The 13,316-nt window shown below is 57.8% G+C and carries 11 protein-coding genes and 1 tRNA gene; 6 read left to right on the top strand and 6 right to left on the bottom strand.

The features are described from left to right. Window positions 1-23: 23 nt before the first annotated feature. Together ACVWYY_RS04115 and ACVWYY_RS04110 are read left to right on the top strand one after the other, a co-directional pair. Window positions 24-1,373, top strand: coding sequence for a sensor histidine kinase (locus tag ACVWYY_RS04115; RefSeq protein ID WP_457403132.1), 1,350 nt, complete (start codon window positions 24-26; stop codon window positions 1,371-1,373). Window positions 1,374-1,682: 309 nt separating this feature from the next. Then, a complete protein-coding gene (locus ACVWYY_RS04110; protein ID WP_457439653.1) occupies window positions 1,683-3,983 on the top strand; it encodes a DUF1796 family putative cysteine peptidase in 2,301 nt (766 codons plus the stop codon). A gap of 121 nt (window positions 3,984-4,104) precedes the next feature. On the opposite strand, the gene ACVWYY_RS04105 is transcribed toward ACVWYY_RS04110, so the two are convergent. Both ACVWYY_RS04105 and ACVWYY_RS04100 read right to left on the bottom strand, forming a co-directional pair. Beyond that, a tRNA-Thr gene (locus ACVWYY_RS04105) sits at window positions 4,105-4,177 on the bottom strand. Window positions 4,178-4,243: 66 nt separating this feature from the next. After that, a complete protein-coding gene (locus ACVWYY_RS04100) occupies window positions 4,244-5,854 on the bottom strand; it encodes a nitrilase-related carbon-nitrogen hydrolase (protein WP_457403134.1) in 1,611 nt (536 codons plus the stop codon). Between the two features lie 510 nt (window positions 5,855-6,364). Here ACVWYY_RS04100 and ACVWYY_RS04095 point away from each other — a divergent pair. Next, window positions 6,365-6,901, top strand: a complete 537-nt coding sequence (locus tag ACVWYY_RS04095) for an HNH endonuclease (protein WP_011433030.1) — start codon at window positions 6,365-6,367, stop codon at window positions 6,899-6,901. Window positions 6,902-6,910: 9 nt separating this feature from the next. Here the strand turns inward: ACVWYY_RS04095 and ACVWYY_RS04090 are convergent, their stop codons facing one another. Continuing rightward, window positions 6,911-7,846: an alpha/beta fold hydrolase gene (locus tag ACVWYY_RS04090; protein WP_011433031.1), complete on the bottom strand. Its 936-nt coding sequence runs from the start codon at window positions 7,844-7,846 to the stop codon at window positions 6,911-6,913. 96 nt (window positions 7,847-7,942) lie between these two features. After that, on the bottom strand, window positions 7,943-8,470 hold the full coding sequence (gene cysC, locus ACVWYY_RS04085) for an adenylyl-sulfate kinase (RefSeq protein ID WP_414390606.1): 528 nt from the start codon (window positions 8,468-8,470) through the stop codon (window positions 7,943-7,945). Between the two features lie 155 nt (window positions 8,471-8,625). Here cysC and ACVWYY_RS04080 point away from each other — a divergent pair, with 155 nt between their 5' ends. Then, window positions 8,626-9,891: an aspartate aminotransferase family protein gene (locus ACVWYY_RS04080; RefSeq protein ID WP_414382746.1), complete on the top strand. Its 1,266-nt coding sequence runs from the start codon at window positions 8,626-8,628 to the stop codon at window positions 9,889-9,891. On the opposite strand, the gene ACVWYY_RS04075 is transcribed toward ACVWYY_RS04080, so the two are convergent. After that, window positions 9,888-10,310 (bottom strand): hypothetical protein, encoded by a 423-nt coding sequence (locus tag ACVWYY_RS04075; protein WP_457403136.1) that lies wholly within the window; start codon window positions 10,308-10,310, stop codon window positions 9,888-9,890. The genes ACVWYY_RS04080 and ACVWYY_RS04075 overlap by 4 nt on opposite strands. A gap of 174 nt (window positions 10,311-10,484) precedes the next feature. Here ACVWYY_RS04075 and ACVWYY_RS04070 point away from each other — a divergent pair, with 174 nt between their 5' ends. Then, window positions 10,485-11,309: a creatininase family protein gene (locus ACVWYY_RS04070; protein WP_457403185.1), complete on the top strand. Its 825-nt coding sequence runs from the start codon at window positions 10,485-10,487 to the stop codon at window positions 11,307-11,309. A 127-nt stretch (window positions 11,310-11,436) separates the two neighbouring features. Then, complete coding sequence (locus ACVWYY_RS04065; RefSeq protein ID WP_457403137.1) at window positions 11,437-11,580, top strand: hypothetical protein; 144 nt, start codon at window positions 11,437-11,439, stop codon at window positions 11,578-11,580. A gap of 470 nt (window positions 11,581-12,050) precedes the next feature. Here the strand turns inward: ACVWYY_RS04065 and ACVWYY_RS04060 are convergent, their stop codons facing one another. Beyond that, on the bottom strand, window positions 12,051-13,301 hold the full coding sequence (locus ACVWYY_RS04060; protein WP_457403138.1) for an LL-diaminopimelate aminotransferase: 1,251 nt from the start codon (window positions 13,299-13,301) through the stop codon (window positions 12,051-12,053). Window positions 13,302-13,316: the final 15 nt, after the last annotated feature.

The following is a 13,316-nucleotide window of genomic DNA, read 5'->3' as shown; positions in this document are numbered from 1 at the left end:
TTTCCCCCCGCGGTGCAGCTCCCATGTTTCAAGCGACGCGGCAGTGGTTGGCCTTCTGGTATACAACGGTTACGGCAGTGTTGCTGCTGTTGTTTGCCGGCAGCTTCTATTGGTACGTGCAGTCAACCCTGATCGAGCGGGTGGACGATACTCTTGGCCATGTGGTGGAAATTGTCGAGCGGTCTTTGGTGGTGGATGAGAGCCTCTTGGATCCGCAGCAGGCCCGCCGCAGCTTGGAGGCCAGCTTTCGGGATGATCCCAGCACCCTAGAGGACGATCACATCGACTTGGAGTGGTTCGGCCCTCAGGGAACGCTCATCTGGTCCACGGTGCCCGGTGGGATCCCTGCCCCCCTGTTGACCGAGGGATCCCTGCACACCGCCCGCATCGCCCCTGGGTATTGGCTGCGTCAGTTCACCGAGCCGATCGTGGCCGGTGGGAAGTTGCTGGGTTACCTGCGGGTCAGCCATCCTTGGTTTGAGGTGAGCAAGCCAACGCGACAGTTGATCCGGGATCTTTCCCTCTGGGTGGTGGCCGGCTTGACGAGTGTGGGGGCCATTGGCTGGATGCTCTCCGGCCTGGCCATGCAGCCCATCCGGCAGTCTTATCAGCAGCTCAAGCAATTTACCGCCGACGCCTCCCACGAGCTGCGCAGCCCCTTGGCCAGCATTCAAACCGCGGTACAGGTGGCTTTGGCGGATTCCCAATTGGATGCCGACACCCGGCAGCGCTGGCAGATGGTGGAGCGGTTGTGTTTACGGCTGGGTCGCCTGGTGGATGACCTGCTGTTTCTGGCCCGCCACGACAGCGGTATGGTGCCTTTCCAACCCCGTTGCTGTGCGCTGGATGCTCTGCTGCTGCAGGTGGTGGAAGAGCTGCAGGGCCTGGCCAACCAAAAGCAGATCCGCTTGCAGCTGGAGATTGCTGCCCCTGAGAGCGGGACGGAACCTTCTCCCGCCCAGGTGGATCCCTTTGGCTTTTGGGGAGATGAAGATCAATTGGCCCGCCTGTTTACCAACTTGATCGAAAATGCCCTTCTCCACACTCCCCCCCAAGGAGAGGTGCAGGTGAGGCTGGAGCAGCGGCTGCGCTCCGGATCCCCAGAGCTGGTGGTGCGGGTACAAGATACCGGGCCAGGGATCCCGCCTCAGGCTCTGCCCCATGTGTTCGATCGCTTTTATCGAGCAGATCCGGCTCGCAGCGGGGATCCCGGTCGCCTCTCGGGGTCAGGTTTGGGGCTGGCGATCGTCAAAAGCATTGCCCAACAGCATCAAGGTCAGGTGCAGGTGGAGAGTAAGCTGGGCCAGGGATCCAGCTTTGAAGTTATTTTGCCGCAGCGACAGTTGGAAATCTGTACCCCAGAGAGGGTCTGAAAGTGCTCTGGAAAACAGACAGCCCTCGGTCAATATGCTAGCTTTAAGCCAAGATTGACTGAGTCTTTATTCAGAACTGTATTAAGAACCGTATTGGCCCAGTTGAACTGGATTTTTGGGTACTAGAGATCTTTCCTTTCCAGATTTAAGAACTTCTCTTTTTCCCGGATAAAACAGCAGAGATGGGATCAGCTCCCAGGCTCTTGCCCTTCTCAGCCGGCTGCTGAGCTGTTGATTGGGTGATGAGTGAGTGCAGTCCGCCCGCGCAGCCCCACAATTTCCCATTGAATCCTGTGCCAGGAAAACGTTATGTATCGCTTCCAGGTTCGTGCCATCACCCAGCCGGGCGAGCGAATTGCCTTGGTGGGATCCAGCGCAAAATTGGGCTCCTGGGATCCCTGCCATTGTATTTGGCTGCAGACGGATCCCGCTCATTATCCGCTGTGGTGGGTAGAGTTGCCGTTGAGCCCAGCAGACGGCGCGCCCGGCCCGCTGTTACCCTACAGTGGATGTTTAAAAGAAACTCCTCGAGTGGAGTACCGATATCTGCGCGTGCAAGCCGGTGGGCAAGTGATTTGGGAATCCGCCGATGTCAATCGCTGGGTGCCCCTTGAGCCGGAACCTTTGCCGGCAGTTTTAATTGTTGAGGATGGAGAGTTTGGCCGGATCCCTGCCTATCCTTACGGCTATTTTGCCGATCCCATTCCTGAGGTCGAACCGGAAAATCCGCAAGGGCTAAAAGTCGTCATTTTGGGCAGCTCCGTTGCCCTGGGGTGCAGCGCTTGGCTGTTGCGAGGTTGGGCTTGGCTGTTGCAGAAAGCTCTACAAGAGCGCTATGGCCATCAAGTGCGAAATCTCTCCCAATTGGGGGCCAATGTCAGCCGAACTCTGTTGCGGTTTGAGCAGGCGGTGATCCCTGAACGTCCTGATGTCGTTATTGTTGCCCTGTCCTTGGGAAATGAAGGCTTGGTATCGGCCTTGCCCCAGCATCGCCGCGCCCTGCAGAGACGGTTTGAAAACGGCCTGCGGCGGTTAATTCAGCGAATTCAAGACATTGGAGCCTTGCCAGTTCTGGGAGGGGTTTATCCCCATGCAAACTACGGCCCAGAACAGCATCTTCTTTTGCAAGAAACTCAGCAAAGAATGCTCAGCTGGGGATGCCCTGTGTTCAATTGGCTGCCTCATTTGGAAGATGGACAGGGCCGCTGGAAACCAGACCTTGCTTTTGACCCAGCTCACCCCAATTCCAAGGGTCATCAGGTCATGTTTGAGGCCATCGATCTCTCTCTTCTGGATCCCGGCCAAGTTAGTTCAGCTCGTAGAAAGCTTGCTCAACCCGTTGGAGAACGGGTCGTTTTTGCAGATGAGCATGGTTTTTGGGTGACTGCAGAAACAGGCAAAAACCAATTTCGCATCGTGAATGTAACTCCCTATCCCTATACCATCACGCCCACTTGGCAGCCTTTGCAAGCCGCTTTCCAAAAAGCAGGTCTACAGCCGGGTCTGTATATTGGCAAAAGCGATGAAAGGCTAGGGGATGCGACCCTATATTCACTTTCCATACGAGAAGATGGTTCGGTGCAAACCACCCTCTCCGTTCCTGCAGATGCCGATCTGGTCTTCTCCCCAGTAGCCCAGTTCTTTTCCTCGGAATCAGTAGAAACGATCTTCGAGGATGGATCGTTGATCCTTCTCAAGCTCAGTGGATCCTCAGAAGGCTCTTCTGATCCCATACCTCGCCTGTGCGTGATCAACCAGAGCAATCACGAGTACAACATCCACCCCATGTGGAAGGAAGTGCGGGCTGCTCTCAAAGCCATGCCGATGGGTGTTTACGAAGATCCGAGCCACCGGGAAGCTCTCTTCCGAACCCTGATGATCGGGGAAGGCGGCCTCGAAAGCCGGGTAAAGGCTGCTCCCGAATCGGTCATGCTGCTGGAATACACCTGCAAATTATCGGATATTCATCGTGTTGCCATTGTGCCGTTAGGGGATCGCTGCGCGGTGCGAATGCTGCTCTACAAGTTGGAATATGACGGGCCTGCCTTTCCTTTTGATTTGACACGCACCAGCAATTTGGCCGATGTGGCCGATATGATCCACAACGAGTTTCAAGGCATGTGGGATCCGCAATATTTGCACTACAGCCCTGAAGATCGGCGAATTTACCACAGCAAGTGGACGGGTCTCTCCTTTGGCCATGAGGTGGAAGAGGGGGAGGATCCACTTCAGAATATGCACCCCATCCATGAGCGAATGCGAACTCGCTACACTGCTCGCGCCAAGCGTTTTATGTATGTTTTGGAAAAAGCCGATAAAGTCTTGTTTGTGCGCACAGGGGGTTGCCGGCGAGAGGCCGTTGTTGACTTAATGGATAAGCTGGCGGCTAAGCGCAGGGGCAAGCCTTTTCTGCTGCTGATTGTTTCTCCTCAGTCTTCTGATGAGTTTGCCGGGATCCCCAATGTTATCCATTATGAGATGGAGTTAAATCCCGACCGCATGTGTGCAGATCCTGAGCATTGGAAGTACTGCACAGGGGTAATGAGAGATATTCTCCATTCTTTGGGGGTCTCTACCCGAAATCTTTTCTGGTGCCCTCCACAACTGTAGCCGTTCCAAGGTTTCACTGCAATTCGAAAGAATGATCGCTGCTGCCCAAACGCTCCGCGCCGCTTCCGCGACCACCCCCAACCCTTCTCCCAAAGGGACTCTGAGGTGTTCAACTCCAGAAAGCTGATGATCGGACTCGAACCGACGACCTGCTCATTACGAGTGAGCTGCTCTACCAACTGAGCTACATCAGCAGGGCTTTGAAGTGAGGACTGGATAGGAGAATCCGCAGACCCACCGGTGGGCCTATCGATTCTAACTCATCCTTGCCTTGCTCGGGATCCCCAGCGCCATAGCCCCAAAGATAGCCCCAACGTCAGCCACGCCAGCCAATCCCCCGCGCGATTGTAGAAAGTTGTCTCAGAACGCCGCTTCACTTCTCCCGTAATCACCCCCCGCTGAAAGATGGGGCCAACCTGCTGGAGCCGACCTGAGGGATCCACCACCAGATTGCCGCCTGTGTTATTGACAAACACCACGCCCCGCCGATTTTCCACAGCCCGGAAAACCGAGAGCTGGCCATGCAACATCGGCCAGTGGCTATTACCAAACCAGCTATCATCCGAAATCACGATCAAAGACTCGGCGCCGCGACGGGTTAAAGTTCGGCTGGGCGCAGGCAAGACGCTCTCCAAGCAGATCATCACCCCCAAAGGCCCGAAAAGCTCCCCTCCGTCCAGAGGCCGATAGCCATCGGGTGAAGGCACGTAGCGCCCCGACTCGAAATAGGGAAAGATCCACTGCTTGCCAAACCCATCCAGCAAGTTGCCCCGGGCGTCAAACAACAGGGCCGTGTTAAAAAATCGCTGCTCTGGCTCCGGCAAATGGGCTGTGCGGGGATCCGGCTCTGTTGCCCCCGTAATCAAAGCGCCTTCCGGCGGCAGAATCGCTTGCATCGGCTCGATCACGTAGGGTTCCAGGCCAGTATTCAGCAGCCGTGCCCGCAGCGCCCCCTCCGGCCAAATCACCAACTGTGCCCCAGCAGCCACCCCCTGGGCAGAAAGCTGATGCAGCTCCCGGTAGCGCTCCAGGCGGTAGTTCCAACTGCGATCGGCTTCCAGCCAAGCCACCTGCTGCACTGCCCCCACCCGAAAGCCGGGATCCCTGTTTTCGACGGCCAAGGCATCGAAGTAAGCCAGGCGTGCGCTTCCATAAGCCAAGACCAGCCCCGTCAACCCCAGGCCGCAGGCGAGCGTACCCCAGAAATCCCTGTTCCTGAGCATCTCACCCAAAACGTTTCTCAGGGATCCCCCAGCCGCCTGCCACCGGCTAGAAATCTGCCTGGCCATCTGCCAAAGAACCCCATTGACGAACACGGCATAGAAGGTAACCCCCCAGATCCCCGTAACATCGGCTACTTGGATCCCGAGGGGCCAGTCGAACAACAGGGATCCCCAGTGGAAAGGGATGGGCCACCAGAGCAAGCCCAACAGCCCATCCAAGCCTGTCCAGACCGTGGCCAAGCCCAGCGGACGTGCCCAAACCGGCAGGGGGCGGCTCAGCTCCAAACTCAGGAGCGTAGCGGTGGTGAAAAAGAGGGGGATCAGGGGAGCCACCACCACGCCCCCCAGGATCTCCCAGGCGCTCAACACCTTAACCGAGAAGGGATCCACCCAGAAGGCATACAGGCAAACCCAAAACCAGAGGCCATAGGCCAAACGCCACCGCGCCCACCCTTGCCGTTGCTCGCACAGGCCAAACAGCAGGGCTAAGCCCAGCAGCGCTCCCGGAAACCAGTGCAGCCAGCGGTTGGGGGATCCCAGACAAAGCAGCGCAATGGCCAAACCCATCAGCCAGCGGGATCCCTCGCCTGGGTTTCTCTTTTGGGGCAGATCCTGCCGTTGAGTTGAAGATTTCAGTTCCAGCTTCATCACCTCAATAAAATTCAGCCTATTCGGGAAACCCCACCTAATGCCCCAGGATCAACACGCCCTTGCCGGCAGGTCTTTTCCAGAGTAGCGCTCTCGCAGCAGCCGGGAATATCTCCTGGAGCATGACTCTAGTCAATAATAAGCTCAACTATACTGAAAATAATGTATAATATGTTCAGTACGGATTACTACCAGTTGATCTTTCTGTTTACTTTCGAGTCTGCCAACATGGTAGCCAAAGCAAAGCAGAAAATTGGTAGTAAGACGACACGGAAACTGCGCTTTGGGTATTCTACTCAAAGCTTTGCGGGATACCGCCATTCTGTTTGGAAACAAACAGAATGCTATCGCTGCATAGTTGAACAGTGATGTTCAGCAGTGTTCAGCGTAAATGTATCAGCACAGAACTCCTACTGCTTGAATCTAAAGCTGTGTTAACATTTTGCATAACTTCAGGGGGCTGGCGCCTTCCGGCTTAGGTTGGGGATCCCGTCAGCGGTGCGCGGCACTATGGGCAAGGTTTTGGTTTTGAATGCCTCCTACGAGCCGCTCAACATCACCAGTTGGCGCAGGGCAGTCGTTCTTTTGCTTAAGGGCAAGGCCGAGCAAATCGAGCACAATGGCCGAGTGGTGTACGGCAACATTCCCCTGCCCACTGTCATTCGTCTGCGCCACTATGTCCACGTTCCCCACAAGGAGATCCCACTTACGCGCCGCAACGTCCTCTACCGGGATGGGCATCGTTGTCAGTACTGCGGCTGCTTCGGCGAAGATCTCACCCTGGATCACGTGATCCCTCGGTCTCGTGGCGGCGGGGATACTTGGGAAAATGTGGTCAGTGCCTGTGTGCGTTGCAACGTGAAAAAAGGGAACCGCACCCCCCGCGAAGCCGGTATGCCCCTGCTGCGCCAACCCCGCCGTCCCCACAGCACTCTTTATTTTGAAATCTCCAAAGCCGTCGGCAGTGGTTCCCATCGAGAATGGTCTAAGTACACCATCGGCCTAGAAGGGGATCCCCAGGAGGAATTGTTGGACAGCCCAAGCTAGACGGGCCGCCTAGGGATGGACTTCCGATACAGGGGCAGCTTTGGAAATGGGGGGAGAAGTGGTGGCTGGGATCCCGGTCTCGATCCACCGGTGAATCAGGGCATTGACCTCTTCGGGGCGCTCATCGTGGGGGCAGTGGCCAGCCTCCAGGAAGTATTCCACTGCTTGAGGGTAGTGGGCCCGGTACAGCTTAGAGCGTTCCCGAGCCCGCATCCAGGGATCCCGTTCTCCCCAGATCAACAACAGCGGGCGCACCAAGCTGCACAGCAGCTCATCTACATACCGTCCCTTCTGCCCACCTCGCATCAAGGCCACAAACACATCGGCAGCCCCCGGATCCTGGGTGGGGCGATGGATGGCCTCGACCAGCTGATCGGTCACGGCTGCCGGGTCGTAGTAAACCTGCTTCAGCTTGGCTCGGATCACGTGCGGCTGCCGCAAATACTGAAACAGCAGGTAAGACACCAGGCGCTGGCGCAGGCCCCAGCCCACCAATCCGCCTATCCATTGCCGCCATCCGGTCGGGGATCCCTTGAGGGTGGAAAACCCACCTGCCCCATTCAAGAGCACCACGCCCCGCACCCACTCCGGCCACTCCGCCGCAAAACTGAGCACCACATAGCCGCCCAGGGAGTTGCCGATCCCCACCACAGGCCGACGGATTACCTGTTGGCAAAAGTCCCGCAGCTGATCCCGCCAGATTTCGGCGCGGTAGTCCCAGTTGGGCTTGGCGGAGCGACCGAAACCCAGCAAATCGATGGCGTACACCTGGTAGTGTTGAGCCAATTCGGGAATGTTCTTGCGCCAGTGGTCGGTGGAGGCTCCAAAGCCGTGCACCAGAAGCAGAGGCTGCCCCTGCTCACCCTGTTTGACGTAATGAACTGACTGCCCCCGCCAGATCCACTGCGCCGAAATGGGAGTGGCCGATGCCGATGTCGAAGCCATAGGAGTTGCTTGTAAGCCTTTCTTAATTCTAGGTTCTTTGCAGCTACTCCGGGGGGAAGCCCACCCTCTACGGGCAACGTAAGAGCAGTGGGCCTGTTAGACATAACCTCTGCTTTTTAGGCTTTGTATCACCAGGTCAATACATTCGGAGATGCTTTGCTCGGCAGTTTTGCACACCACCTCCGGCTGTTCCGGCGGCTCGTAGGGATCGTCAATACCGGTAAAGTGCTGGATTAAGCCTGCCCGCGCCTTTCGATAGAGGCCCTTCACATCCCGGCGTTCGCACACCTCCAGGGGGGCATCCACAAAGACTTCGATAAAGCTGCCAATATACTGCCGTACCTCCTGCCGTGCTGCCCGATAGGGGGAAATGGCCGACACCAGCACAATCACCCCGTGCCGAGTCAGCATCTCCGCCACAAAGCCGATGCGGCGAATGTTCTCCTCCCGATCCACTTTGCTGAAGCCGAGCCCTTTGGTGAGATGTTGCCGCACCACATCTCCGTCGAGCACCTCCACCGGCAGCCCCCAAGCGCGCAACTGCTGGGCCACGCCGCAGCTTAGGGTGGTTTTGCCCGCCCCGCTCAATCCCGTAAACCAGACCGTTACCCCCCGCCGCGACATCTGTCTGTTTGCTTCTGTCTGTTTGCTGTGGATCCCTGAATCTTTGGCCCCGCCAGAATATCATCTCCAAAAGCAGGGTGGTACACTCGAAACACGGCTTGCGCCAGCCCCAAAGCGCTCCGCGCTGCCAACACGACAGCAATCTTTTACCGGCCATGTCTCCTCTAACTTCGCCTCTTGCCAGTGCCACTTCGGGATCCCCGACAACTGCCGAGCTGTTTGCCGAGCATGTGATGTCCACCTACGGGCGCTATCCTTTAACCCTGGTGCGCGGGCAGGGGTGTCGAGTTTGGGATGAGCAGGGGCGGGAGTACCTGGATTTTGTGGCCGGCATTGCCACCTGTACCCTGGGGCATGCCCACCCGCTGTGGATTCAGGCGCTCACCGAGCAGGCGCAACAGTTGCATCATGTTTCCAACCTTTACTACAACCAGCCGCAGGCACAACTGGCTCAATGGCTGACCCAGCACTCCTGTGCCGACAAGGTGTTTTTCTGCAACTCAGGGGCGGAAGCCAATGAGGGAGCCATTAAGCTGGCTCGCAAGTATGCCCACACGGTGCGCGGGATCCAAGATCCGATGATCCTCACCGCCCATGCCAGCTTCCATGGCCGCACCCTGGCCACCATTACCGCCACCGGCCAGCCGAAATACCAGAAAGACTTTGCCCCTCTGGTGCCCGGCTTTGATTACGTTCCCTACAACGACATCGAGGGCACAGCAGCGGTGTTGGAGCGCTGGGGTGAGCGGGTGTGTGCCGTGCTGTTGGAGCCGTTGCAGGGGGAAGGGGGGGTTGTGCCGGGGGATCCCGCCTATTTTCAATGGTTGCGCCGGATCTGCAGCGAGCGGGGCATTCTGCTGATTTTGGATGAGGTGCAGGTGGGCATGGGCCGTACTGGCATGCTGTGGGGCCACTGTAACCTGGGGGTGGAGCCGGATGTGTTCACCTTGGCCAAGGGCCTGGCCGGTGGGATCCCCATCGGGGCCTTGTTGGCGAAAGACTTTTGCGCCGTGTTTCAGCCGGGGGATCACGCCAGCACCTTTGGGGGCAACCCCTTGGCTTGTGCGGTGGGCCTGGCGGTTTGCCGCACGCTAATGTCGGAGAGTTTGGTTTGGAATGCCCAGCAGACAGGGGTGTATCTGCGTCAGGGGCTGTCCCGCTTGGCGGAGCAGTTTCCGCAGCTCGTTGAGCAAGTGCGGGGCTGGGGCCTGATTCAGGGCTTGGTGGTGCGCATCCCGGCGGCTGAAGTGGTCAAGGCAGCCATGGACTGCGGGCTGTTGTTGGTGCCGGCAGGATCCCAGGTGGTGCGCTTTGTGCCCCCCTTGATCGTCACCCCGGCAGAAATTGACGCGGCTCTAGCGATGTTGGCATCGGCTTTGCAAAGGTTGGCCGCCTCCCTTGGCCATTCCGGGGCAGCCTAGCCTCGCCAGACTTGCCGCAGAAATGCCTGCAACTGCTGTCGGGCAGGGAGCTCGTGGGGAGCGGGATCCCTTGCCTGTTCCAGAAGGGGCAATACCTCCTCCGCATAGGCCGGAACAAAGCCGGCAGCAGGCCAGAGCAAATCCGAGGTGGCCCGCAGGTTGAAGACTTGGGATCCCTGCCTGAGCAGGAGAGGCCGCACCCAGAGCAGCGGCGGGGTGTCAGAGCCTGCCTCAAGACTGTGGCGAGAAACCTGAATCAGCTCCACATAGAGGGTGGCCTGCGACCCTGGCAGGGCGAGAATGGGACGGGGTGAGGGGGGAGCGCTGCCCACTTCCGCCGAGGCGGGCAAAGGGCGCCCCAGCAGACGCAGGCCCTCAACAGAGTCACACTGGGCGGGCAAACAAGGCAACAGGGTCATGCAATCGTTAACTGAAGACGATATGGACTGTACTGATCCTAATCGATGGCCTCCTTACTTTTCTTTGGCAGGCGGGTTGGCCGGGGATCCCGTCTTTGCGGGCATTTCGTGAACCCGATTTTGTGGCATGGTGCTAGGTAGCTTTCTGATCAAACTTGGACGGATCCCGCCATGATGCACACTTTTGTCCCGCCCCACCGCTTTTTCCCCTACCTGACCTGGACGGAGATCCAGGCCATGCCCGACAAAGAGAACGTGGTGATCATTCAGCCGGTTGCCTCAATCGAGCAACATGGGCCCCACCTGCCCCTGGTGGTGGATGCCTGCATCGGCACGGCGATCATTGGGCGTGCCATGGAGAAGCTGGAGCCTGAGATCCCGGCCTATGTTTTGCCCACCCAATGTTACGGCAAAGCCAACGAGCATTGGCATTTCCCCGGCACCATTACCCTCTCGGCTCAAACCCTGATGGCGGTGCTGACAGAAGTGGCAGAGAGCATCTACCGAGCTGGGTTTCGCAAGCTGGTGTTCCTCAATTCCCACGGTGGCCAGCCACAGGTCCTGGAGATTGTTGCCCGCGATCTGCACCAGAAGTATGAAGATTTCATGCTGTTTCCGGTGTCGGTCTGGCGCGTTCCCCACGAAGGACGAGAGCTGTTTACCGAGAAAGAACGGGAATTGGGCATTCACGCCGGCGATGGGGAGACCAGTATGCTGATGCACCTTTTGCCGGACACGGTGCGAACCGACCGATTGGTCTGCGAATATCCCCACGATCTGCCGGAAAACAGCCTGCTCAGCATGGAAGGGCGGATCCCTTTCGCTTGGGCAGCTCGCGATCTCACCCAGAGCGGAGTTTTGGGCGATGCCACCGCCGCCACGCCGGAGAAAGGCAAAGTTTTGGTGGAGTCCATGTCTGACGGCTGGGTGCGGCTGATCCGAGATCTGCACCGGTTCCAGCAGCCCAAGGCTTGGCGCAAAGCCCCGCTGCTGGTCTAGGGATCCAGGCAAAAGACCTACGGCCTGCTTTGTGAAAGGCTTTCGCCAGAACTGGCCGACCAAGATACGACCTGCTGACGCGATCAGGGCAGCTTTTTGCTGGGCTGCTGCAAACTCTATCTGCCCAATGGGAAAGGGTGATACCTTGGCCCCAGAACACACCCGTTCTGGTGGAAATGGGGTGGATTTGGGCAAAGTTCACCTGGCCACTGCCCATGAGGGTATGGATATCTTCATCGCTAACGGTCAGGAGCATGACTCTAGTCAATAATAAGCTCAACTATACTGAAAATAATGTATAATATGTTCAGTACGGATTACTACCAGTTGATCTTTCTGTTTACTTTCGAGTCTGCCAACATGGTAGCCAAAGCAAAGCAGAAAATTGGTAGTAAGACGACACGGAAACTGCGCTTTGGGTATTCTACTCAAAGCTTTGCGGGATACCGCCATTCTGTTTGGACTCCGTCCCGCTGACGCGAATGGAAACAAACAGAATGCTATCGCTGCATAGTTGAACAGTGATGTTCAGCAATGTTCAGCGTAAATGTATCAGCTGCAGTCGAAGCGGCAGTACCCGGAAAGCCGAAGGGGAAGCTGGCCCAGTTGCTGCGTTGCAGGCAAAAGGGTTCGCGGCGGTATCGCCGACTGGTTCGTCATCTTTCCTGTCGGGCCCAAGCTGTTCGCCTCTGGCGGCGGGGAGCGCTTGAAAGAATCCTCGCCCTCTGGGTCAAGACTCAATTAACCAACGGCTCCAGCCCCCGCAAACACGCTGCCAATGCGGCGCATTGCCTCTTCCACGTTGGCGCGGCTGTTGAAAGCGGACAGGCGCAGATAGCCCTCTCCGGCGCTGCCGAAGCCAGAGCCAGGGGTACCCACCACATGGCAGGTGTGCAGCAGCTTGTCAAAAAACTCCCAACTGCTCAGCCCATCGGGTGTTTTCACCCAGACGTAGGGGGCATTCACGCCGCCATAGACTTGGATCCCCACTTCGGCCAACTGCTGGCGAATGATGCGGGCATTTTCCAGGTAAAACTGCACCAGACCTTGCACCTGCGCTTGCCCCGCTTCGGAATAGACCGCCTCCGCCCCCCGCTGCACAATGTAGGACACCCCGTTGAACTTGGTGGATTGACGGCGATACCACAAGCTCCACAGATCCACCCAGGATCCATCGGCAGCTTGCCCCCGCAAAGACTTGGGCACCACCGTAAAGGCACAGCGGGTGCCGGTAAACCCAGCGGTTTTGGAAAAGGAGCGGAACTCGATGGCACATTCCCGCGCCCCTGGAATCTCGTAAATGGAGTGGGGGATCCCGGGGTCGGTGATATAGGCTTCGTAGGCGGCATCGAACAGGATCAGGGAGCCGTGGGCACGGGCATAGTCCACCCAGTTTTGCAGATGCTCCCGTGTGGCCACTGCGCCTGTGGGGTTATTGGGGAAGCAGAGGTAGATCACATCCACCTTTTGGCTGGGCAGGCTGGCGGTGAAGTGATTTTCGGCAGTGATGGGCAGATAGACCAGGCCCTCGTATTCGCCGCGTTCGTTGGCCGGCCCCGTATGGCCCGCCATCACGTTGGTGTCCACATAAACCGGATAGACAGGATCCGTGATGGCGATGGTGTTGTCGTGGCCGAGGATATCCAGGATGTTGCCGCAATCGCACTTGGAGCCATCGGAGACGAAGATCTCGGAAGCGTCGATATCGCAGTTGCGGGCCTGGAAGTCGTGCCGGGCAATGGCCTGGCGCAGCCACTCGTAGCCCTGCTCTGGCCCATAGCCGCGAAAGGTGGCCCGTTCCCCCATTTCCTCCACCGCCCGGATCATGGCCGTTCGACAGGCTTCCGGCAGCGGCTCGGTGACATCGCCAATGCCCATTTTGATAATTTGAGCTTCGGGATGGGCGGTGGCAAAAGCCTGCACCCGCCGGGCGATCTCGGGAAAGAGATAGCCGGTCTTGAGCTTGAGGAAGTGGTCGTTGATCCTGGCCATGGAGGTTTGCCGAAG

The organism is Thermostichus sp. MS-CIW-34 (assembly GCF_054060435.1).
Note: the sequence above shows the minus strand (reverse complement) of the source record. Positions and strands in the feature narration are given on the sequence as shown.